We start from the raw sequence: 21609 nt of genomic DNA, 5'->3' as shown, positions 1-21609 counted from the left end.
AGATGTCGAGCAGGGGAGGGAGGCTGCGTTATCGAAAGAAAACGCACCACACATCTGACATGAGGCTCACTCGGAAAAAGCAGGCACCAGCTTGCTTTCTCCACGCTTCAGCCCGCCAATATGATTGAGCATCTTCTGGTAGTCCGGAGTACCTTTCTTATAGACAAAAAAGGCGTCTCCCACCGCGCCGTCGTCACTCTCGGCACGCAGCATGACTTCGAGCATGCCATCTCGGGTCAGGTGTGCGGAGCCAATGGTACGGCCCGCTGGATCGGGTGGAGGCGGTGTCTTGGCCGACTGGCATCCTACGATGAAGAGCAGAGCCAGAGGAAGAGGAGATGTCCAGATTTTCATTGGTGGGCTTATGAGCGTCATCGGGGTGTGGCGGCGATGCCAGCCTCAAAATAAAAATACGCGGCTGAAAATGTACTGCCAAAACCGCCAAAATTACGGAGGACGGGTATTTCGGCGGTTTTGGCGGTGCGTTTTAGAGGGTGTGATTTTGTTTTTTGATCGAGCTGGGGCGTGTCGAGGACGGCAGGATGGAGAAGAGGCGGTGAGTTGGGAATGGGGGAGAGGGATGGGGCGGGAGAGGGCGCTGGGAGGAAGGATTCTACGGACGCGGCGCAGCGCGTCCCTACCATCCGGAGTGGTGGGGCTGGGGCTGGTTTCTGCCTTAGAGCGGCGCGTGCCGCAGGGCTGGTAGGGACCCGCTGCGCCGGGTCCGTAGATAAGGGTCTGTGGTGCAGCAGGCTATCCAAGAGGTTCGCCGTCCGCAGCGTGTGGCAGGGCGGGGTATCTCTGTCCTACGCTGGCGCGATCTTGGCCCTTCAGGTTCCTTCTTGCCACGGCATGCCAGATTCTCTATTCTGATGCACCTCAGATGACTCTGCGCTTCTCTCTTCCGCGCCATTGGCTGGCATGCTGTGTTCTGGTATGCCTTATGGCGGCGGCTGCGCGGGCTGAGGAGGGATGGACCTCTCTACTGGCCATTTCTAAACAAGCAGACACTGACCTGAGGGGATGGCTGAGAGTCTCAGACATCGACGACCGCGCGCAGTCCATCGCCAAGCTGGAGCGGGTGCGGGCGCTCCCGGGGCTCTTTTTCCTGCCGAGAATGAAGGCAGCTCCTGCGCCGACACTGGTGGTGGGGCGCGAGACGCCGCTGCCCCCTCTGTTTCTGAGTCCGGAGTGCTGGGCGGACTGCGGCTGGGTGCGCATGCCTGCAATCAGGCAGTCATTGATGCTGGAGCATTTCCTCCGCCGTCTCGACTCCAGCAGGCCCACGCTCTCTGAGCTGCCCTGCTACGACACCGCTTATGACCGGGCGGTGAATGATCTCTCCGCTGCCTATGGCTGCTGCCAGGAGTACTTTGCCACACGGCTGGCCAAGTCGATGCATGGTGTGGATGATGTGGCGTTTCTCGACCTGATCGAATGGGAGATGAAAAAAGGGGATGGGTGATCAGGTGAGGTGCATCACCAAATCAAATACGCGGCTGAAAGCGTACTGCCAAAACTGCCGAAATTACGGAGGACGGGTATTTCGGCAGTTTTGGCAGTGTGTTTTGAGGATGCGATTTTGTTTTTTGGGTTGTCGGCGAGGTGTGAACTTGCCGGGCGAGGTTCCTTCTTGCCACGTCATGCCAGATTCTCTACGCTGATGCCACCTGAGATGAATCTGTGCCGCTTTATTCTGCGCCATTGGCTGGCATGCCATGCTCTGGTATGGCTGGTGGTGGTGGGTGGGGTGCGGGCGGAGGACACGCTGATCAAGCGCTGGCCGGTGGCAGGCGGGGCGGAGGTGGTGCTGGTGCGTACGGCTGACCCTGGCGCGGGCGGGATTCGCTCGGGCGGAAACTACTGCCTGCGCTACCGCCATCCGAATGGCGGCGCACGGGAAGTGTACCGCATGCAGGCGCTCGACAATCCAGACCAGCAGATCTGCCTGGGCGAAAGGCGCGTCAGTCTGCGCTTCTTTACACGGTATGATAACATCATCGTGACTCTCGATGTGAACGCCGAGGAGCCCCGGCTGTATGAGGATGTGTTTCCTTCCACCTACGGGCTTGATCCTGGCATCGGTCTGAAGCTGCTGACGGCGGATGAACTCGTGCTGCGTGATGACAGAGATCCGGTGTGCAGGGAAAAGCATCTGCTGCGCGATGAGTCCGGGCGGTGGACGTTTCAGGGGCTGCCCTATCGGAAAGACCTGCACACCAAGCTGACCGTTTTTTCTCCCGACTATCAGCAGCTCCGCGTGATGGAGCTGCCGATTCGATTTGGGTGGACGGTGGGTGTCCAGTCGAGCTATCCCATCACGGCCATGCCGGGGCTTTACCAGCGGCTGCAGGATGTGCATGCGGTGTTTTCTAATCTCGTGAGCTGGTCCGCTCCGTCAGCCACGGTGGCAGACGAGGAGGAGCTTCTGCTGGCACAGCTCGATGCCATGGCGTGGCCGAGAGTAGATACTGCATTGACGGGGCTAGCCCCCCCTTACTTCAGGTATGACTGGCCTTGGGTTCGCTCCGTCTTTTTTAGCAAAGTCCGCTTCACCGACTGGGAGCTGAAGCTGCCCTGCCGCGTGACAGAATACGACGACGCGGTGGCGGAGCTGCGTGAGGCCTACCTGTTGTATGAAATCTACTCCACGGAGCTGCTGGCACAAAGCGCGCAAAGCTTTGATGAACTGGCCTTTTCCGCACTCATCGTGCACGAGCTGGAAAAGGCTGGTTTTTGAAGCGGGGAGGGGTGGTGGAAAAAATCATCGTCTCCACCAAAAACAAACCACCGAAACCCCCACAACCGGTTGTGGGGGTTTTGGGGGGTCTTCTTGGGGGATGATTTTTTGTGTTGGCTCCAGAGGCTTTGCCGCAGAGACGGAGGGGGATCATCTTGATCCCCGCACATGTGACGGGTTCGCGGAATGGCGTGGTGGTGGCGCGTGTTTGCGGAATGCGCTGGGCAGGGGTGTTTTTGGATGTGCGGGAGGCGCCGGTGATTTTCACCCGCTGGCTTACGGGCAGGATTGCCCGTGCTACTGCCGGAGTTGCGGTCTACCGCACGGTCTGAAACTCGGGCAGCATGCAGACGGCCCAGAGGAGGTCTTCGAGGGATTGGGCGGTGGGTTTGTCGCCGAGGATCTCCTGCGCGGTGGCCAGCTCGGCGGCGGTGGGCGGGCGGCTGAGGGCCTGCTGGTAGATGCCCACGATGAGTGCCTGCGGTGTGGCGGCGGGGGACTGCAGCAGACGCTGCGCGCCTTTGGCGATGGCTGCGGAAAGCACGCTGCCATTGGCGAGGTCGATGGCCTCCAGCGTGGTCAGGTCATTGGGGCGGGTGGTCACGATCTGGTCGCGGTTTGGGCGGCCCAGGGTGCGCATGAGAAAGTCGGACTTCATCAGCGCGGCGCGCACCATGCGGCCGGAGGCGGCGGCACCCTGTGCCAGCAGCGCGGGGGCCTGCGCCTGGATGGTCTTTTCCCACACGGGCAGCGCCTTCACCACCACCACGGGCTTCCAGTCCTTGGCGTCAAAGGCACCCAGGCGGCCCTCCTTGGTGGCAGGCACCTTGGCGGTCCACTCCCAGGTGGCGTCGCTGCTGATGGTCGTCTCCTTGCCGGAGGCGCTGCGCACGCGGGCGTCAAAGAAGAAGCCTGCGGCATTGGGGCCTTTGCCGGCATTGGTGGCCACCACGAGGAGGGTGTTGGCCCCTTTTTTCAGGGCGGTCTGCAGCGGCACGGCGGCCATCTTGGTCCAGTCGTCCCCGGCGCTGATGCGGCGGTTGTTGATAAATAAAGTGTAGCCGTTGTCGCAGGTGACCACGGCGCTGGCGCTGGCGGGGTCTTCATCCAGCGTGAAGGTCTTGCGCAGGGTGATGGCCTCTCCCGCAGGCGGCGTGCTGCCGGGACTGGCGCTGTGGCCCCAGATCCACTGGCCGCTGATCTTGATCTGCTGCGCCAGCTTTGGGTCCACCTTGCCACGCAGTACTCCGGCATCCATCTTCACGGGGGCTGCGCCGGTGATCTGCCAGATGGCATCCACAAACTGCTCCGCTGTGAGCCGCCGCACGCGCGGGCCTGCGTAGGTGTAGCCGTGGTCGTCGGTGTCTTTTGCCAGCACCTCGGCGTGGGACTGGTAGGCCTGGGAGCTGGCGATGAGCCCGAGCGTGTGCTTCAGGTCATAGCCATGCTGCGCAAAGTCCGCCGCCAGGTAGTCGAGCAGGTCGGCGCTCCAGGGCTCGGTCTGCATGGCATCCACCGGGTGCACGATACCACGACCCACCAGACGCTGCCAGAGGCGATTGACCAGCGTGCGCGGCACTCGGCCGTTCCTGGGGTGCGTCATGAGCGCGGCCAGCTGCTTGAGGCGCTCGGCGGGCGGGGCCTGCGGGTCCACCTGACCGATCTCTGGAAAGAGCCATGAGGGCACGGCTTTCTGCCCGGTGGGCTTGTCGCAGCGGTTCACCTCCAGCGGGCGGGTGGAGTAGATGGCGGCCAGGCCGTAGGCCTCGCTGAGCTTCCAGCGGTCGATGAAGCTGTCGTGGCATGACGCGCACTTCATATTGATGCCGAGAAAGCTCTGCCCCACGCTCTGCGCAAACTGGATCTCCACCGTCTGCCCGGCGCTGACATCGCCACGCCATTTGATGCCATCAATGAAGCCCCGGCTCTCGTCATTCGGCGGTGCGATGAGCTCGCGCACAAACTGGTCGAAGGGCATGTTGGTGACGAGCGCCTGATAGAGCCAGTTGCTGATCTGCTTGCGCCCGCCGGTGATGAATCCGGTGCCGCCGTAGTCATTGCGCAGCAGGTCATTCCAAAAGGTGAGCCAGTGCTCGGTGTAGTCGATGTCGCGCTGCAGGAGGGACTCGATGAGGCGTGTGCGTTTGTCGGTGGCCTTGTCTTGGGCAAAGGCTTCCTGCTCCTGCGGCGTGGGCAGCAGGCCGATGAGGTCCAGGTGCACGCGGCGCATGAAGGTGGCGTCGTCGATCGCAGCAGGGCGGGGGAGTTTCTTGGAAGCGAGATACGCATCCAGGATGCGGTCGATGGGGTTCGTGCGCCCGTCCACGGCTGCAGGCAGCGCGGGCATGCGCGGCTGCAGCGGCGGCTCATACGCAGGCTTTTTGAAGGCGAATCCCTCCTCCCACGCGAGGCCTTCATCGATCCACTGCCGCAGCAGCGCCACCTGCTCGGCGGGCACGCGTTTGCCCTTGGGCGGCATCTGCTCATCGGGATCGGTGGAGAGAATGGCTTTGATGAGCTCGCTCTCGGCGCTCTTGCCACTGACCACCGCAGGCCCGTCCTCGCCGCCCTCCATGAGAGAGGCGCGGTCATTGAAGGAGAAGCCGCCTTTCTTTTTGTCCCCCGCATGGCACTCCGCGCAGTGCTCGCGCAGGATGGGCACGATCTGGTGTGAGAAATCGACCGCCGCCGCAGCAGGCAGGCTGATGGAGAGCAGGAGAAAAGGCAGGAGACGCATTCGGTGTGAGAATGTGACGAACGTTTGAAGGAGGTGGAATCTCTCGCGCAGGGTGGTGACTTGGGAAGGCGGGAGTGTGAAAAGACAAAAGAGGAGCGGGGGCTGGCTGGGGCATGGCTGGCTGCTTCAAGAGTTGAGCTGGCTTGGTGGCGTGGTAAAATCGGCCATGCTCAACGTCGCACGCACTTTCATGACACGCTCGAAAAGCATGGGGCTGCTCTGCTGCCTGCTTCTGGTGCTGGGGTTCGTGTTTTCAAAGAAAAAGCCCTCGGTTGATCCCAAGGTGGCTGAGATTCTGACGTCCATGATCCAGGATATTTTGGAAGGAGATGCCAACCGGAGTGCACGGGATTTTTATGGCACCCCAGGCGATAAAACGGTGATCCTGATCGATGGGCATGAGCTTTCCGGAGAGCCTGTGAAATGGCCGCCGGGTTTTGTCCCGTCTGTGCCAGGTTATACCTTCCTCTTTGATCATCAGGTATACCGGCATCATGAGTCGGAAAACCGCAGGCTGGCGATCCGGCTTGAGCGCTGTGTCATTGACACACCGGACAAGCCGGAGAGTGAGAAACACATCCTTTTGGATAAAAGCCCCATACGGGTGGAAATTGTAAATGGTGGCGGTTCCAAAAACGGAGCTGTGATGGGTGGGCACACCACCTTTTATTCCTTTTTCTGGAAGGATGGCCGCTGGGTCGCTGTGCAGGAAGGATTTTTCAGCTAGAGGGTCCGCCATGCGAGAGCTGCTGCCTGCGGGCGTCTCGTGGTGCTTGCACCTCTGCTCGGCCCACGGAAAGCGGTAGCTGCGGTCGTTCCTCCCTCCGCGACCGCATTGACTCGCTGCGCTCGCCCTTCGGGCAGCCTGCGGCTGTCTATCTCCACTTCGTTCCGGTTCCAAATGGGCTGCGTGAGCACGCGCAGTGAATTTGGAGTGCGGTTGCGCAGATGCGAGGCGCAAGCCTGCATCGGAGCCACCGCTTTCGAGCGTCTCGTGGTGGGCGTGGGCTGACCGGCCTGCGAGGGATGTATCGTTCGTGAGAGCTGCTGCCTCTCATAGCTACGTGATGCTCGCACCTCTGCTCGGCCCACGAAAAGCGGTAGCTGCGTTCATTCTTCACTCCGCGACCGCACTCCAAATGGGCTGCGTGAGCACGCGCAGTGAATTTGGAGTGCGGTTGCGCAGATGCGAGGCGCAAGCCTGCATCGGAGCCACCGCTTTCGAGCGTCTCGTGGTGGGCGTGGGCTGACCGGCCTGCGAGAGATGCATCGTTCGTGAGAGCTGCTGCCTCTCATATCTACGTGATGCTTGCACCTCTGCTCGGCCCACGGAAAGCGGTAGCTGCGTTCATTCTTCACTCCGCGACCGCACTCCATATTCTGCTGCGGCACATCAGGCAGCATCTGAGGCTTTTGCTTGCGCGATGCCTTCACTCGCCTTTCATCGCTGCAAGATGCCGCTCCCAACCCTCGTTCGCTTTTCCTCCATGAAGTTCCCGTTTCTCCCACTCGCTGCTGTCTCGTTCCTTTTCGCCACGCTCGCCCCTGCGGCTCCGCAGGATGATCAGTATGTCCTCGGGCCGGACTCCCAGGTGAAGGAGGATGTGCCGCATGGCAAGGTGACGCAGATGCCTGCCTGGACGGAGTCCAAGATCTTCCCCGGCACCACACGCGACTGGTGGGTGTACGTGCCCGCGCAGTACAAGCCCGAGCAGCCAGCCAGCGTGATGGTCTTTTGCGACGGCGGCGGCTTTGTGAAGGCAGACGGCCAGTTCCGCGTGCCTGTGGTGTTTGACAATCTCATCGCCAAAGGGGAGATGCCCGTCACCATCGGCATCTTCATCAATCCGGGCGTGTTTCCCACCAAGAACCCCAAGGAAAAACCGCGCAGCAATCGCAGCTTTGAGTACGACTCTCTCGGAGATCAGTATGCCAAGTTTCTGCTGGAGGAGATCCTGCCCGAAGTCAGCAAGACCTACAAGCTGACCAGCGACCCCGACCAGCGCGCCATCTGCGGCAACAGCAGCGGCGGCATCTGCGCCTTCACCGTGGCGTGGGAGCGCCCGGACGCCTTCCGCAAGGTGGTCAGCCACATCGGCTCCTTCACCAACATTCGCGGCGGCTACGTCTATCCCGCCCTCGTGCGCAAGACGGAGAAGAAGCCTCTCAAAGTCTTCCTCCAGGATGGCAGGAACGACCTCGACAACCAGTTCGGCAACTGGCCGCTGTCCAATCAGGACATGGCCGCCTCCCTGAAGTTTGCAGGCTACGACTACACCTTTGTCTTCGGCGAAGGCACCCACAGCGGCAAGCACGGCGGCGCCATCTTCCCGGACACGATGCGCTGGCTGTGGAAGAAGTGAGAGGCTGCGTGTGCCCAGTCCGTGGTTCTCCTTTGAGCAAACCAATCCTTCATCCTCATGAGCGCGGTGCTTGAAATCAAAAAAGCCATCGAGTCACTGCCGCAGGATCAGTTCTGGCAGCTTGTCGAATGGATGGACGCCAAGCGCGCAGAGGTGGAAGATGCCGCCGATGTAGCCAGAGCTGAAGCCCTCCTGGTCGAAGGCGGTGAGAATGTCTCATGGGATGAGGCGAAAAAAGAAATGGGCTGGAAGTAAGTGAACTGCAGCCTCGAACTTCATCCTCTCGTTTTGAGCACACCTTGAACCTTTGACTGCCACAAGACTCCAAGCTCGTCGTCCTGATTGTGGACGTGGGGCATCGCAAAGACATTTACAACTGATCACAACCACTCGCGCATGAAACGCACCCTTCTTTCCCTCTGCCTCCTTTCTTCCTCCCTCTTCGCGCAGGACACCTCGCTGCATGATTACCTCATCGAGGGCGAGCCCTGGCGCGAGGCGGCCTCCGGCTATGTCTTCACCGACGGCCTATGCTGCGATGCTGCGGGCAATCTCTTCTTCACCGACGTGAAGGGCGGCAAGGGCATCTACAAGCTGGACGCCGCCACCGGCAAGACGGACCTCTTTCTCGACAATCTCCCCGGCATCAGCGGCCTGCAGATCGGGCCGGACGGACGCTTCTACGCCTGTCACAATAAAGAGCAGCGCATCATCACCATCACCATGAAAGGGGAGGTGGAGGTGCTGCTCACGGGTGTGAAATGCAATGATCTGGTAGTCAGCAAGGCAGGGCACCTCTACTTCACCGAGACGCCCACGCAGCGCATCCACCTCATCACGAAAGACAAGAAGCATATCATCGCCGATGAGGGCCATGTGGTGAAGCCGAATGGCATCACCATCTCCACCGATGAGCGCACGCTCTTCGCCTCCGAATACGGCGGCAAGCACGTGTGGGCCTGGCGCATCGAGGACGACGGCACGCTCTCCGGCGCGGAGCCCTACTCCACGATGTGGCTGCCTGTGGGCAAGGAGAGCGCCGCTGGAGACGGTGCCACCACCGAGGCCGCAGGGCGCGTCTTTGTCACCACCGAGCTGGGCGTGCAGATCTTTGACACCGCAGGCCGTCTCTCCGGCATCATCGCCAAACCGGACCCCGCAGGCAAGGTCGTCAGCGTCGAGTTCGCCGGCAAAGACCACGACATCCTCTACGTCGCCGGAGGCGGCGGCATCTACGGCCGCAAGGTCAAGGTGAAGGGCTATTTCGGGAAGTAAGCGGGGCAGTGATGCAGGCGGTTATGCCTGCAATCTGTGCGTCATCGTTATTCCTGGTGCTTGCTTCAGCGCCGAGACGTTCGTCTTTGCCGCAGAGGGGCAGAGTAGCAGAGGAGGCGGTGTTTTTGATCCTGGCTTATACCACGATCAGTTAAAACGGGTCTGAAGGTGGAGGCGCGAGCCGACGGAGGGGGGATCATCTTGATCCCCACACATGGCGCTTGTTTGTGGATGTGCGACGGCGCTGGATGATGTGTGGGAAATTCGGCTTTGTGGAGACGCGAGAATGCTAGGCGATGCGGGAGCGTGAGGGATCGGGACGATCCCTCTCCGCCAGAGGCTTCGCCGCAGCGACGGAGGGGGATCATCTTGATCCCCACACAGGGCGCTTGTTTGTGGATGTGCGATGGCGCTGGATGATGTGTGGGAAATTCGGCTTTGTGGAGACGCGAGAATGCAGGGCGTTGCGGGAGCGTGAGGGATCGGGACGATCCCTCTCCGCCGGAGCGCTGGCTTCCACCCATGAGAGCCGTTTTCAGCTGTGCATGGTATGAAATCTCTGCTGCCTCTGCCTCTGCCTCTGCCTCATTGCCCCTCTGCGGCTGAATCGAGCGGCCTTTGGGTGCGCCCACCTTTGCCCGCCTATTTCGGGAAATGGGCGGGGGCTGTGTAGCGCTGTGGCGTGCGGTGTTTGTCTATGGAGCCGGGCTTGAGATGCGGCGGGAGTGTGGCTATTTTTGGAGGATGGTCGCTGCTGTGATCTCCAATCGCCGGGAAGGTTTGTCTGCTGCTGCCATGAAGCCGCCTGCTCGGTGGCGTGGGGTGGCGATGCTCACGCTCGCGGCGCTGCTCACCGCATCTGCCAGCGGCGCAGCGGAGAGCCGTCAGGACAAGCCGCCCGCCGCAGGATCACCGCAACTGCCGCAAGCGCCTGCCGCCCAGCCCGTGGAGGCAGCGCCGGAGCCTGTGGCCAAGCCGCCTGCTCCCAAGGCCAAGGTGCCCGAGCCACCTGCGCCACCCAGCTTTGTGCCGGGCAGCGGATCGCGGGCGGATGTGCGGCCCTTTTACTTTGCCATACCGGCACCGCGTGGGCAGATCCTGGACCGCGCTGGCAGGCCGCTGGCGCAGAACTCCCTCGTGCGGCGTGTGCAGCTCACCGTGCCCGCCGCGCAGCACACCACGCTGGAGGCCTACACCGCCTGGCTGCAGCAGGAGATCGAGGCCATGCACGCCGACCTGCCCATGCTGCGCATGCCCGATGCCGACACGCTGCAGCGCCACTATGAAAGCCGCCGCGAGTTGCCCATCCCTGTCAGCGATGCCATCACCCAGGAGCTGAAGCTGGATGCGCAGAAGCATCCGCATGCCCTGGTGCGCACGGAGTATGTGCGCCACTACCCGCAGGGCAGCATGGCCGCACATCTGCTGGGTTATGTTTCCGCAGATGGTGCAGCCCCCGGCGGGCAGGTGCTGCGCAATGAGCCGCTGTGGCAGCGCACACGCGGTGCCACCGGGCTGGAAGCCGCCTACAACAAGCAGCTGACCGGCACCGATGGCACGCTCTGCCTCATGGTGGGCAATGACGGCCACGTGGCCTATGAGCAGGTCTTCACCCCGCCGGTGGCCGGGCGCGATGTCGTCACCACGCTGAGCCTCGACACCCAGCGCATCGTGGAGTCCGCGCTGGCGCAGACCGGCCGCCGCTGCGCCATGGTGGTGGTGGACGGCTACACCGGAGACATCCGCGCCATGGCCAGCCTGCCGCGTTATGATCCCAATGCCTTTGCAGGCGGCATCTCGGAGGCGGATTTCAATGCGCTGACACAGGACATCAACGGGCCTTTGTTTGACCGCGCCGTGCTCGGCACGTACCCGCCCGGCTCCGTCTTCAAGCCCATGGTCGTGCTGGCCGGGCTGCGTGCCGGCACAGTGCCCGCCATGCAGGAGTTTGAGTGCGGGCCCACGCTCATGATTGATGGCAGGGAGTTCGACAACTGGTCCAAGGATGACTACGGCTGGTTCAATGCACGCTCCGCCATCATCCGCAGCTGCAACACCTACTTCTACCAGTCCGCCATGATGACGCGGGATGCGCCCATCCTCTACATGGCGCGGGAGTTTGGCTACGGTGCCGCGCCCGTGCTGCCCATCAAGACGGCCGCAGGCTCCCTGCCGCCACGTGCTGTGGCCAATGGGGATCTGGCCAATCTTTCCATCGGTCAGGGTGTCACCGAGGCCTCGCCGCTGCAGGTCGCCATGGCCATGGCCACGCTGGCAAACGGGGCCTGCAGGCCGCGCCCGCGCCTCGTCATGCAGACGCAGTCCCAGCGCGGTCAGGTGGGAGATATGGTGACGCCATGCCGCGAGACGCTGCTGCCTGTGGGGCAGGGGGATCTGGACATGATCCGCCACGCCATGTACGGCGTGGTGAATCACGCCAATGGCACCGGCCGCGCCGCGCGCCTCAAGAAGATCCCCGTGCATGGCAAGACCGGCACCGCCCAGTGGGTGCTGCGCGGAGCCAAGGCGAATGTGGTGTGGTTTGCAGGCTACGTGGAGACCAATCCGCCACTGGCCTTTGCCGTCATGCTGGAGGGAAATGCAGGCGAGGGTGGCCTCTCCGGTGGCGGCACGGCGGCACCCGTCATCGCCAAAGTGTTGCGGGAGATCGAGGCCAAACCCTCCGCGCACGAGGTGGCCTACGAGCCCGTGCGGGTGGAGGAGGAAAACGACCCTCTCACGCTTTCGGCAGAGCCAGGCTACTACGGCATGGATGGCCGCCCGCCGCCACCCCCTGGCTACTACCCCAATGACGGGCCGCCCTACGGCTACTACGGCAGGCCGCCACCCGGCTCTGGCTATGGCCGCAGACCGCCGCCGCAGTATCAGGGAAATCCGGTCAGTGAATTCTTCCAGCGTCTCTTCCGCCCCTGATGCGCCGGACTTCGGGCTCCCGCTGATTTCTTCAAAACGTATCCCGCTGCACGCTGTCATATCCTCTCACATTCCATCCTCTTCCGTTTCATTCCTTCCTCTGTGCCTTCGTTCATCCGCCCTCTTTTGAGCCTCCTCTCCGGCCTGCGCAGCCGCTGGCTGCGTGTGCCGCGCTGGCTGCGCATCCTGGGCGGTGTGGCGGCGGTGCCCGTGGGGCTGGGGGCGCTGGCGCTGGCGGCGGTGTGGTGGCACTACTCCGCCGTGGCGGCGGGCTATGACATGGCCGCTCTCACCCGGGGCCAGAACGAGACGCTGATCGTGGACGCACGCGGAGAGCCCGTGGGCAGCGCCAGCGAGATCGAGCGCGAGCTGGTGGATCTCAAGGAGCTGCCCACCTCGCTGGTGGAGGCCGTGCTGGCCACGGAGGATGCGCGCTTCTTTTCGCATCCCGGATTTGATGTCATCGGCCTGACACGCGCTGCGCTGAAGAACTTCAATGCCAAGGGCATCCGCCAGGGCGGCAGCACCATCACGCAGCAGCTCGCACGCAATGCCTTTGGCCTGCAGGGCCGCAGCTACGAGCGCAAGATCACCGAGATCTTTCTGGCCATGCGCATCGAGCATGAGTACAGCAAGGAGCAGATCCTCTCGCACTACCTGAACCGCATCTACCTCGGCACCGGGTGCAGCGGCGTGGGCGCGGCGGCGCGCTGCTACTTTGGCAAAGACGTGCGCGAGCTCACGCTGCCGGAGTCCGCCACACTCGCGGGCATCATCAAGGCCCCGGTGGCTTATTCGCCCATCACCCAGCCCGCGCTGGCGCGGCAAAAGCGCGATCTCTCGCTGCAGCGCATGGTGGACACCGGCAGGCTGGGCAAGGAGGAGGCCGCCGCTGCCAAGGCCCAGCCCCTCGTGGTGCGGCATGACAAGACCCGCGTGCGCACCGGTTACATGCTCGCAGCGGCACGCTCGGAGTTTCAGCGCCTGGGCATGAAGCCCGGCACCCCGCCGGAGATGCGCATGACCCTGCGCCTGGACTGGCAGCGGCGGCTCGATGCCCTGATGCGCCAGCACCTGGAAAGCGTGGAGGGGAAGGACAAGGACAAAGGCGCTGCCACATTGCAGGGTGCCGTCATCGTGCTGGACAATCGCTCCGGCGCCATCCTGGCCATGCAGGGCGGCAGGGACTTCACCACCAGTCCTTTCAATCGTGCACTGGAGGGCACACGCCCGCCGGGCACCGGCTTCCTCCCGCTCGTCTATGCCGCTGCGCTCACCGCGCTGCCAGAGGCCACCGACACACCGCTGATCGACGGGCCGCTGGACAACCGCCAGGCCATGATCGGCGGGCTGGCCGGCACCCTGGGGGAATGGGGCGCGGATGGCGAGCCCGTGGCCTACACCGGCGGCACCATCACCCCCATGCAGGCGCTGCTGGAGGGGCGCACCGCCGCCACCGTGCGCCTGTGCTATCAGGTGGGGCTGGACGCCGTGAGGTCTGAGCTGGGCCGCTGCTCATTCACCACACCGCTGCGCACGGAGGCCGCCTTTACCCTGGGGCAGAGTCCTGTGCGCCTCATCGAGCTGGCGCGTGCCTTCACCGCTGTGGCCAATGACGGCCGCCTCTGCACCGCTCCGCATGTGCTGCTGGCCCCCACCGTGCGCAGCGCGGAGATCTTTGCGCCCTCCGCCATGGCGCACATCCGCGAGACCCTCATCGCAGGCATGACACGGCCCGAGTACCGCGCCCCGCTGGTGCAGCACGGGCTGGCTGACAAAAGCATCGCAGGCTATGGCGGCATCACCTACGACCGCACCGACGCGTGGTTTGCCGGCATGGACCGCAGCATGACCTGCCTCGTGTGGGTGGGGCATGACAAAGATGCGCCCATCAACCCCAAGGCCACCGCCGCCCAGGTGGCGCTGCCGCTGTGGGCGGCCGTCTTTGCCATGGTCACGGAGGGCAAGCCCCACGGCTGGGATGTGAAGCCCGGCCTCACCCAGCTCCTCGTCACCGCACCGCGTGCCATCCCCGTGGGCCGCACACGAGGCCCCTCCCAGCCCGAGCCTCTGCCGGTGCATCCCGTCTCCGGAGCCGTCATCGGCAACGACCCCTACCAAAGCGTCGGCGCAGTACCCCGCGCCGTCCCCGTGCCTCGTGCAGCCAATGAGGAGTAGAGGATGTGGAAGCGCAGGTGTTCAGTGTTCATGTTGTGGCATCAGATCGCAGGTGGAACGTATTAAGAAATAATGTAGCCATATGATGCATGGCATGCGGTCGCCTGCACGATGCTGCCAGACGATCCACCCTTCAAAACGCGGCTGCTTTATTTTTTAATACCATAGGCAATTGAAAACGAGTCTGAGCAGGCTTGTGCACGAGTAGCGTGGCACTCCGGTCGTAGGTTGGATGTGTTTGGCGTCGCAAACGCTTCATCGTCCCACCGCGCTCTCCGCCAAACCGTCCGACCATGAGGATGTCCGTACGCCGTGTTGCTTGCAGCACGCTGATGGACGGGCGGGCTGTCGCCACACCCATCCTACGTGTGCCGGGCATGCAAGCAATGGCTGCCGGATCTGCCTTGAAGCTTTGCGGACCACGATGCTGCCGCTCCCTTACTTCGCCTCTCCCGCCGGTGCCTTCAGCACGGACACCTGCACGGCGGTGTTCGGAGCCTTGCCGGAGTAGTAGGAGAGATAATGCGTGTCCCCGATCACCGTGGCGTTCACGTTTCCGGCATCGATGGTGCTGTCGCTTCCGGCGGCCACGGCTTCGGGCGCGGGCCAGCGCAGCGGATGCTCAAACACGCTCTCCGGCTTCACCAGCCTGCGCCACAGCACGCCTGCCTGGCCGCGCTGGTAGTAGTAGTTGCTCAGCAGGCCGGTCTTGGCATCGAGGATCAGGCTGGGGGTGGAGATCAGCACGTTGGTGATGTTGGTCTGCTCGCGCTTCCAGGTCTTGCCATGGTCGGTGGAGGTCATCTGGAACTGCGCACGCTCGGTGGTGGGTGCGCCGCTCTCCGTGCGGCCGATGGCGAGGATCCTGCCCTCGCCGAGATACACAGCGGAGGGTTCGGTGGGCCACTGCGCTTTCGTCAAACCGGACTCGATGGTGGTTTGCGTCCACGTTTTGCCATCGTCCGTGCTGGTCAGCTTGCCCCAGGAGTGGGTGGGGCCTTGATCGCCATAGTCACCGGCAAACCACAGCGCCATGAGCCCCACGGTGGGCACGGAGAAAATATCCGTGATCTGCACGGGGCGCGGGTCCAGCGTGGGCGTGGTCACCAGGGTGAAGTTGACCCCATCGGTGCTGCGGTAGAGATCCTGGTGCCATTCCTTGCCCACACGGCGCACCCAGGCGAGCAGCGCGCCGGTGGAGTCCAGGCCCTTGCCCACAGGCACATCGCCGTAGCCGGGGCTGTTGGCCACGGTGGTCTCGGGCGTCCACGTCTTGCCGCCATCGGTGGAGGTGCGTGCGTAGGTGGCGCGCGCGTCTTCGCCAATGGTGTGGCCGGAGCCACGGGTGTACACGCACACCAGCTTGTCGCCCATGGCCTGGAGCATCGGCCAGGAGTTGTAGCCCGGCACGTCCTGCACCACGAAGGGCGCGGCGGGGGCTTTGACGGGGGTGATTTTCACCGCAGCCAGCCCCATCGGGCGGGTAAAGGTGTCGGCGGGGTCGCCGGGCTCGCGCTGAATGCGCACGCACAGCGGCGCACCGGGCTGCACCTTGTAGTAGGCATTGAGCACGATGCTGCGGGAATGCAGCGGCCCGGCAGGCAGCGTGGTGCGCACGGGATCGCCCTGCAGATGGCGGGCGGTGAAGGGGGCTCCTTCAATCATCTGAGAGAGGTGCACGCGGTACACATCCTCAAAGGCTGGGCTCGTTTCTGTATCGGTGGACGTCACGGTGATCTCCACGCGCACCCCGCCGCAGTCGTTCGGCAGGCCGGTCACCACCCCGCAGACGGACTGCCCCTCCGTGCCGCCGGACAGGGACCACACCGGGATGTGCGTGGACGCGCCGGACATGAGCACCAGCGAGGGCTTGCCCGTGGCGATCGAGAGCTGGCTGGCATTGAGAAACAGCGGCGCATCCTCCGCCGCGTGGCTGGCGAGAGCGGGGGCAAGCAGGGCTGCGGAGAGGAGGGAAAGACGCATGGGCAGAGGTTGTCGGCAGGAGTGGTCAGGTGGTCAAGAGGAGGGTCGGTGGGGCATCGAGAAAGAGGCGGGCGCTTTTTCTATACCCCCATGCAGCCGTCAACCGGCGCAGGCTGCGGTGAGAGGCTGCATTTTGAATGTTATTCCCGTCTTTACACCAGCCCATCTCTGATCATTCATGCCCGCCCGATTTTTCCGCCCATGACCACCAAGCTCGATCCCAAATTCATTGCCCTCCTTGCTGACACTGCGCAGAAACTCCAGGCGCTGGAAATCCAGCCGCGTGTGCTGGAGGAGGCTGTCGAGGGCCTGACCGCCACGGCTGCGGAGCTCAGCCAGAAAATGATCGACTTCAGCCTGCAGCTCACCGCCGCCACCGAGGCCAAGGTGGCAGCAGACATCGCCGCGCGCGAGGCCGCCAAGGCCCAGGCGCTGGCAGACAAGGAAGCTGCACGCCTCGCAGCCATCGCCGAGAAGGAGGCTGCCCGCATCGCCAAGGAAGAAGCCGCCGCCGCCGCCAAGGCGCAGGCCGCGCTGGAGCTGGAGGCCATGCGCGCCGCCGCCGCCGCCATCAAGGCCAAGGAACAGGCTGAAAAGGAGGAGGCCAAAGCCCGTGCGCTGGCCGAAAAGGAGGCCGCCAAAGAAGCCGCCCGTCTGGCCAAGGAACAGGCAGAGGCTGAAAAGATCGCCGCCAAGGAGCGCGCCCAGGCCGAGAAGCTGGCCGCCATGCTCGCCGCCGCCGAGGCCAAGGCCCAGGCACTGGCCGAGAAGGAAGCTGCCAAGGAGGCCGAGCGCCTCGCCAAAGAGCAGGCCGCCCTGGAGAAAGCCGAGGCCAAGGCCCGCGAACTCGCTGAAAAGGAGGCTGCCAAAGAAGCTGCCCGTCTTGCCAAGGAACAGGCTGAAGCCGAGAAAGCCGCCGCCAAGGAGGCTGCCCGCCTGGCCAAGGAACAGGAAGCCGCTGAAAAGGCAGCCGCCAAGGCTCAGGCCCTGGCCGAAAAGGAAGCTGCCAAGGAGGCCGCACGCATTGCCAAGGAGCAGGCCGAGGCCGAGAAACTGGCTGCCATGCTCGCTGCCGCTGAGGCCCGGGCTCAGGCGCAGGCAGAGAAGGAAGCCGCCAAGGAAGCCGCTCGCCTGGCCAAAGAGCAGGCCGAGGCTGAGAAAGCCGCCGCCAAAGCCCAGGCTCTGGCAGAGAAAGAAGCGGCCAAGGAAGCCGCCCGCCTGGCCAAAGAACAGGCCGAGGCTGAAAAGGCCGCCATCCGCGCCCAGGCCGAAGCCGAGCGCGAGGCCGTCCGCGCTGCTGCTGCCGAGCTGAAGGCCAAGCAGCTGGCCGAGAAGGAAGCCATCCGTCTGGAGAAGGAAAAGCGCGCCGCCGAAGCCGCCGCCATCAAGGCTGCTCAAGACGCCGAGCGCGCCAAAGCCAATCAAGCCGAAGAAGAAGCCAAAGCCCGCCGCGCCGAAGCCCGCGCCAAAGCCATCGCTGAATACGAAGCCAAGCAGAAAGCCCGCCAGGCCGAAGCCCTCGCCCAGATCGCCGCCGACAAAGCCGCGCTGCAGGCCGAGAAGAAGGCTATGGTGAAGGCATGATGCGCTGCTGAATCTTCCTCCTCCCGCGCTTGGGTGGGGCATGCGGCTTGATCGCCGCATGCTCAGCACGTGTGGCCGCGAAAGCTCCATGCCATTCGAATGATCAAGCGGCCTGCGGAGCCGAGCGAAGTGAGACAGACGACTGAAAGGAGCCCGTAGGGTGAGCAACGCGAATCAAAGCGGTAGCTGCGTTCATTCTTCACTCCGCGACCGCACTCCAAATTTAAATGCGCAAGCACGAGCGCAAATTTGGAGTGCGGTTGCGCAGATGCGAGGCGCAAGCCTGCATCGGAGCCACCGCTTTCGAGCGTCTCGTGGCATGCATTGCTGGGTGCGTATGCGCACTCCAAAGAGAGGTGACTTTCGGTTGCCTCATTGTATTCGCAGGCTCGCCCAGCCCACAGAGCCGAGCGAAGTGAGACAGACGACTGAAAGGAGCCCGTAGGGTGAGCGACGCGAATCAAAGCGGTAGCTGCGTTCATTCTTCACTCCGCGACCGCACTCCAAATTTAACTGCGCAAGCACGAGCGCGAATTTGGAGTGCGGTTGCGCAGATGCGAGGCGCAAGCCTGCATCGTAGCCACCGCTTTCGAGCGTCTCGTGGCATGCATTGCTGGGTGCGTATGCGCACTCCAAAGAGAGGTGACCTTCGGTTGCCTCATTGTATTCGCAGGCTCACCAGCCCACAGAGCCGAGCGAAGTGAGACAGACGACTGAAAGGAGCCCGTAGGGTGAGCGACGCGAATCAAAGCGGTAGCTGCGTTCATTCTTCACTCCGCGACCGCACTCCAAATGGCTCTGGGCCATGCGCGGTGTGATTTCACCGCAAGTGCGCACCCGCATTTGCCATCCCACCTCAGCACGCCTATGGCACACGCCCCCTATGAAGAAAACGATCTGGTTCATCCGTCACGCCGAAAGCCTCAGCAATGCGGGGTTTCCCACGGACACGCCGCATGCCATCGGGCTCAGCGACAAGGGGCAGGCGCAGGCCGAGGCGCTGGGTCAGCAGTGGCAGACGGTGCCGGATCTCATCGTGGTCTCGCGCTATGCACGCACGGGATTGACCGTGGAGCCGCTGCGCAGGCGGCTGCCGCAGGTGCCGGTGCTCACGCTGCCGCTGCACGAGCTGACCTTTCTGGCCCCCGCACGCTACGTGGGCACCACCGAAAACCTGCGCCGCGAGCCCGCGCGCCAGTACTGGGAGCGCTGTGACCCCGACTACTGCGATGGCGAAGGCGCGGAGAGCTTTCGCGAATTCTGCGCCCGCATTGACGAATCTCTCGCCGCACTGCGGCAGCGTACGGAGCAGGGCATCCTGGTGGTCTGCCATGGCTACGTCATCAAAGCCATTCTCTGGCGGCAGATGAATCTGGAAGCTCCTGTGACCGCCGACTACATGCGCGCCTTCTACGACTTCCACCTGCGCTGCGTGGTGCCGAATGTGATGGTGTACCCCTTTGAGGATGCGCCGGGCGCACCGCTCTCCATGCTGACGCCGTTTGAGATCCAGGTGGAGTGAGGTTCAGACTTCTAAAATCAAAATTCGATTGCTCGACAATCGTCAATCCTCCGGCCTCAAGGCATCGTGGGCATGATTGATTGACGATTGATGAACAAGGATTGTCGATTTTTGAAGTGAAGAGAATTGCTGCGCAAGCGTGCGCCCTCGGCCTGCGTACACTCCGCATGTCCGATCTCTCCGCGCTCTCACGTCGTGCACTGCTCTCCCGCATGGGGGGCGGCCTGGGCACGCTGGGCCTGGCGTCTGCGCTGCAGGGCGCGCCGCGCACAAACTTTGTGCCGAAGGCCAAGCGCGTGATCCAGCTCTTCATGAACGGCGGGCCGTTCGGGCCGGACTTCTTTGATCCCAAGCCGGGCCTCACCCGATACTCCGGGCAGAAACCCGAGGGCGCAGACCTGCGCACCGAGCGCCCCACCGGCGGCCTGCTGGCCTCTCCGTATGCTTATTCCAAGCATGGGCAGAGCGGGCTGGAGATCAGCGAGCTGCTGCCCAATCTGGCACGCCATGCCGATGACCTCTGCGTGCTGCGCTCCTGCCACACGGACAATCCGAATCACGGCCCCGCGCTGCTGCTGATGAACAACGGCACCATGACCGAGCGCGTGCCCAGCATGGGTTCGTGGCTGAGCTACGGTCTGGGGAATGAGAATGCGAATCTGCCCTCCTTCGTCGTGCTCTGCCCCGGCAAGCCGGTGCGCTTTTCCGTGCTGTGGACCAGCGCCTTTCTCCCCGCGCAGCACCAGGGCGTGTACATCAACCACTCCAATCTGGATCCGAAGCAGATGATCCCGTGGCTGACGAATGAGAAGCTGGCGCGCACAGATCAGCGGCGTCAGCTGGATCTCATGCAGGCGCTCAATGCCGAGCACCTGGCCGCACGCGGTGGTGCGGATGTGGCGCTGAATGGCCGCATCCAGGCCATGGAGACGGCCTACCGCATGCAGTCCGCCGCCACCGATGCCTTTGATGTCAATCTGGAGCCTGAGAAGGTGCGCGAGATCTATGGCAAAAGCCATTTCTCCAACGGCTGCCTCATGGCCCGCCGACTGGTGGAGCGCGGCGTGCGTTACGTGCAGCTCTACTACGGCAACGGCCAGCCCTGGGACACGCACTCCAAGCACGATGAGCAGACCCGCAAGCTGGCGGCGGACATCGACCGCCCCATCGCCGCACTCATCGGAGATTTGAAACAGCGCGGCATGCTGGAGGACACCCTCATCATCTGGGGTGGTGAATTTGGCCGCACACCCGTGAGCGAGAATGGCAACGGCCGCGACCACAATCCGCACGGCTTCTGCATGTTCCTGGCCGGTGGCGGCGCACGCGGCGGTCAGGCCTACGGCCAGAGCGATGACTTTGGCTTCAAGGCCGCCGTGGACAAGATGCATGTGCATGATGTGCATGCCACCATCCTGCACCTGCTGGGCATGGACCACGAAAGGCTGACCTATCGCTACGCCGGACGCGACTACCGCCTCACCGATGTGCACGGCCGTGTGCCGCAGGCGATCGTGGGCTGAGGCTTCAGGCGGAGAGCGATCGTCCCGATCCCTCACGCGCACACATAAGACCAGCGTTCTCGCGTCTCCTCAGAGCCGAGCCTCCCATATCATCCAGCGCCATCGCACATCCGCGAACCCGCTGCAGGTGTGGGGATCAAAATGATCCCCCTCCATCGCTGCGGCGAAGCCTCTGGCGGCTCGTGCCTGCACCTTCAGACCCGTTTCCAACGCATCATGGGATGACTACTTCGACGGATTCTCGGCTGGAGTGTGCTTGAAGGTCGTCACGGTCATGCTCAGCTTGAACTTCTTGTCTCCGATCATCTCGTAGGAACTCCAGGGCCGGCCTTCGATGAAGGTCACTTTGCGCTGGGAGATCTCCTTCTCCGTGCCGTCCGCCTGCACCTCGCTGATCACGGCCCTGAGCAGCATGATGTTGGGCCGCACGTCCATCTCGGCCAGCTTTTTCCGCAGCTCGGCATACTGGGCGTGGCCGGAGTTCAGCGTCAGCGCATTGGGGCCTATCTGGATGTCCTGCACCATCTCAGCGATCTTGGGAAAGGACTCCTTGAGCTTCTGGTAGGCCTCGGCGGCATCCAGGTATTTCAGCGGCACGCTGACCTTGAGGGGCGCTCCCAGCGGGGCCTTTGGCAGAGCATCCTTCTTGGCCTGGCTGTTCACGACGAGGATCAACAAGGCAGCACAAAGACAGAGCAGCGTTTTCATGGCATCATCATGCAGACTAAGACGATTGCTGGCAAGAAAAAGCCGCGCATGTTCGGACTGTG

Annotated in this window: 15 protein-coding genes; 11 read left to right on the top strand and 4 right to left on the bottom strand. The window is 63.2% G+C overall.

Annotation, left to right across the window (positions count from 1 at the left end; genetic code table 11):
- Positions 1-66 precede the first annotated feature (66 nt).
- A complete protein-coding gene (locus HNQ65_RS03490) occupies positions 67-354 on the bottom strand; it encodes a hypothetical protein (protein ID WP_184338080.1) in 288 nt (95 codons plus the stop codon).
- 529 nt (positions 355-883) lie between these two features.
- Here HNQ65_RS03490 and HNQ65_RS03485 point away from each other — a divergent pair.
- Together HNQ65_RS03485 and HNQ65_RS03480 are read left to right on the top strand one after the other, a co-directional pair.
- A complete protein-coding gene (locus HNQ65_RS03485; protein WP_184338079.1) occupies positions 884-1465 on the top strand; it encodes a hypothetical protein in 582 nt (193 codons plus the stop codon).
- 210 nt (positions 1466-1675) lie between these two features.
- On the top strand, positions 1676-2740 hold the full coding sequence (locus HNQ65_RS03480; RefSeq protein ID WP_184338078.1) for a hypothetical protein: 1065 nt from the start codon (positions 1676-1678) through the stop codon (positions 2738-2740).
- A gap of 316 nt (positions 2741-3056) precedes the next feature.
- On the opposite strand, the gene HNQ65_RS03475 is transcribed toward HNQ65_RS03480, so the two are convergent.
- The gene (locus HNQ65_RS03475) at positions 3057-5477 is read right to left on the bottom strand and encodes a DUF1549 domain-containing protein (protein ID WP_184338077.1); all 2421 of its coding nucleotides are present in this window, start codon (positions 5475-5477) and stop codon (positions 3057-3059) included.
- Positions 5478-5781: 304 nt separating this feature from the next.
- On the opposite strand from HNQ65_RS03475, the gene HNQ65_RS03470 reads away from it, so the two are divergent.
- From HNQ65_RS03470 to HNQ65_RS03445, 6 genes are all read left to right on the top strand, one after another.
- A complete protein-coding gene (locus HNQ65_RS03470) occupies positions 5782-6204 on the top strand; it encodes a hypothetical protein (RefSeq protein WP_184338076.1) in 423 nt (140 codons plus the stop codon).
- Between the two features lie 760 nt (positions 6205-6964).
- The gene (locus HNQ65_RS03465; RefSeq protein ID WP_184338075.1) at positions 6965-7840 is read left to right on the top strand and encodes an alpha/beta hydrolase; all 876 of its coding nucleotides are present in this window, start codon (positions 6965-6967) and stop codon (positions 7838-7840) included.
- 57 nt (positions 7841-7897) lie between these two features.
- Entirely contained in the window at positions 7898-8095 is a 198-nt protein-coding gene (locus HNQ65_RS03460) for a hypothetical protein (RefSeq protein WP_184338074.1), read from the top strand.
- 141 nt (positions 8096-8236) lie between these two features.
- Complete coding sequence (locus HNQ65_RS03455) at positions 8237-9115, top strand: SMP-30/gluconolactonase/LRE family protein (RefSeq protein WP_184338073.1); 879 nt, start codon at positions 8237-8239, stop codon at positions 9113-9115.
- A gap of 795 nt (positions 9116-9910) precedes the next feature.
- Complete coding sequence (locus HNQ65_RS03450) at positions 9911-12049, top strand: penicillin-binding transpeptidase domain-containing protein (RefSeq protein ID WP_184338072.1); 2139 nt, start codon at positions 9911-9913, stop codon at positions 12047-12049.
- Positions 12050-12175: 126 nt separating this feature from the next.
- On the top strand, positions 12176-14227 hold the full coding sequence (locus HNQ65_RS03445) for a transglycosylase domain-containing protein (protein WP_184338071.1): 2052 nt from the start codon (positions 12176-12178) through the stop codon (positions 14225-14227).
- A 438-nt stretch (positions 14228-14665) separates the two neighbouring features.
- Here HNQ65_RS03445 and HNQ65_RS03440 read toward each other — a convergent pair whose 3' ends face one another.
- Positions 14666-16210: a sialidase family protein gene (locus HNQ65_RS03440; RefSeq protein ID WP_184338070.1), complete on the bottom strand. Its 1545-nt coding sequence runs from the start codon at positions 16208-16210 to the stop codon at positions 14666-14668.
- 201 nt (positions 16211-16411) lie between these two features.
- Between HNQ65_RS03440 and HNQ65_RS03435 the strand changes: the two genes are divergently transcribed.
- The 3 genes from HNQ65_RS03435 to HNQ65_RS03425 all read left to right on the top strand — a co-directional run bounded on the left by HNQ65_RS03435 (position 16412) and on the right by HNQ65_RS03425 (position 20839).
- Complete coding sequence (locus HNQ65_RS03435) at positions 16412-17794, top strand: hypothetical protein (protein ID WP_184338069.1); 1383 nt, start codon at positions 16412-16414, stop codon at positions 17792-17794.
- An 883-nt stretch (positions 17795-18677) separates the two neighbouring features.
- Positions 18678-19316, top strand: a complete 639-nt coding sequence (locus HNQ65_RS03430) for a histidine phosphatase family protein (protein ID WP_184338068.1) — start codon at positions 18678-18680, stop codon at positions 19314-19316.
- 167 nt (positions 19317-19483) lie between these two features.
- A complete protein-coding gene (locus HNQ65_RS03425) occupies positions 19484-20839 on the top strand; it encodes a DUF1501 domain-containing protein (RefSeq protein ID WP_221306025.1) in 1356 nt (451 codons plus the stop codon).
- A 225-nt stretch (positions 20840-21064) separates the two neighbouring features.
- On the opposite strand, the gene HNQ65_RS03420 is transcribed toward HNQ65_RS03425, so the two are convergent.
- Complete coding sequence (locus tag HNQ65_RS03420; protein WP_184338067.1) at positions 21065-21547, bottom strand: hypothetical protein; 483 nt, start codon at positions 21545-21547, stop codon at positions 21065-21067.
- Between the last annotated feature and the right edge of the window lie 62 nt (positions 21548-21609).

Origin of the sequence: Prosthecobacter vanneervenii, assembly GCF_014203095.1 — a bacterium.
GTDB classification, from domain to species: Bacteria; Verrucomicrobiota; Verrucomicrobiia; order Verrucomicrobiales; family Verrucomicrobiaceae; genus Prosthecobacter; species Prosthecobacter vanneervenii.
The sequence above is the reverse complement of the archived record's forward strand: the minus strand, read 5'-3'. Positions and strand labels throughout refer to the sequence as shown.

What these genes read in the sequence shown, in the direction of transcription:
- HNQ65_RS03430 (WP_184338068.1), top strand. Translation starts at nt 18,678, where the DNA reads ATGAAGAAAACGATCTGGTTCATCCGTCACGCCGAAAGCCTCAGCAAT.
- HNQ65_RS03440 (WP_184338070.1), bottom strand. Translation starts at nt 16,210, where the DNA reads ATGCGTCTTTCCCTCCTCTCCGCAGCCCTGCTTGCCCCCGCTCTCGCC.
- HNQ65_RS03465 (WP_184338075.1), top strand. Translation starts at nt 6,965, where the DNA reads ATGAAGTTCCCGTTTCTCCCACTCGCTGCTGTCTCGTTCCTTTTCGCC.
- HNQ65_RS03475 (WP_184338077.1), bottom strand. Translation starts at nt 5,477, where the DNA reads ATGCGTCTCCTGCCTTTTCTCCTGCTCTCCATCAGCCTGCCTGCTGCG.
- HNQ65_RS03455 (WP_184338073.1), top strand. Translation starts at nt 8,237, where the DNA reads ATGAAACGCACCCTTCTTTCCCTCTGCCTCCTTTCTTCCTCCCTCTTC.
- HNQ65_RS03485 (WP_184338079.1), top strand. Translation starts at nt 884, where the DNA reads ATGACTCTGCGCTTCTCTCTTCCGCGCCATTGGCTGGCATGCTGTGTT.
- HNQ65_RS03435 (WP_184338069.1), top strand. Translation starts at nt 16,412, where the DNA reads ATGACCACCAAGCTCGATCCCAAATTCATTGCCCTCCTTGCTGACACT.
- HNQ65_RS03480 (WP_184338078.1), top strand. Translation starts at nt 1,676, where the DNA reads ATGAATCTGTGCCGCTTTATTCTGCGCCATTGGCTGGCATGCCATGCT.
- HNQ65_RS03490 (WP_184338080.1), bottom strand. Translation starts at nt 354, where the DNA reads ATGAAAATCTGGACATCTCCTCTTCCTCTGGCTCTGCTCTTCATCGTA.
- HNQ65_RS03450 (WP_184338072.1), top strand. Translation starts at nt 9,911, where the DNA reads ATGAAGCCGCCTGCTCGGTGGCGTGGGGTGGCGATGCTCACGCTCGCG.
- HNQ65_RS03470 (WP_184338076.1), top strand. Translation starts at nt 5,782, where the DNA reads ATGATCCAGGATATTTTGGAAGGAGATGCCAACCGGAGTGCACGGGAT.
- HNQ65_RS03425 (WP_221306025.1), top strand. Translation starts at nt 19,484, where the DNA reads ATGTCCGATCTCTCCGCGCTCTCACGTCGTGCACTGCTCTCCCGCATG.
- HNQ65_RS03460 (WP_184338074.1), top strand. Translation starts at nt 7,898, where the DNA reads ATGAGCGCGGTGCTTGAAATCAAAAAAGCCATCGAGTCACTGCCGCAG.
- HNQ65_RS03420 (WP_184338067.1), bottom strand. Translation starts at nt 21,547, where the DNA reads ATGAAAACGCTGCTCTGTCTTTGTGCTGCCTTGTTGATCCTCGTCGTG.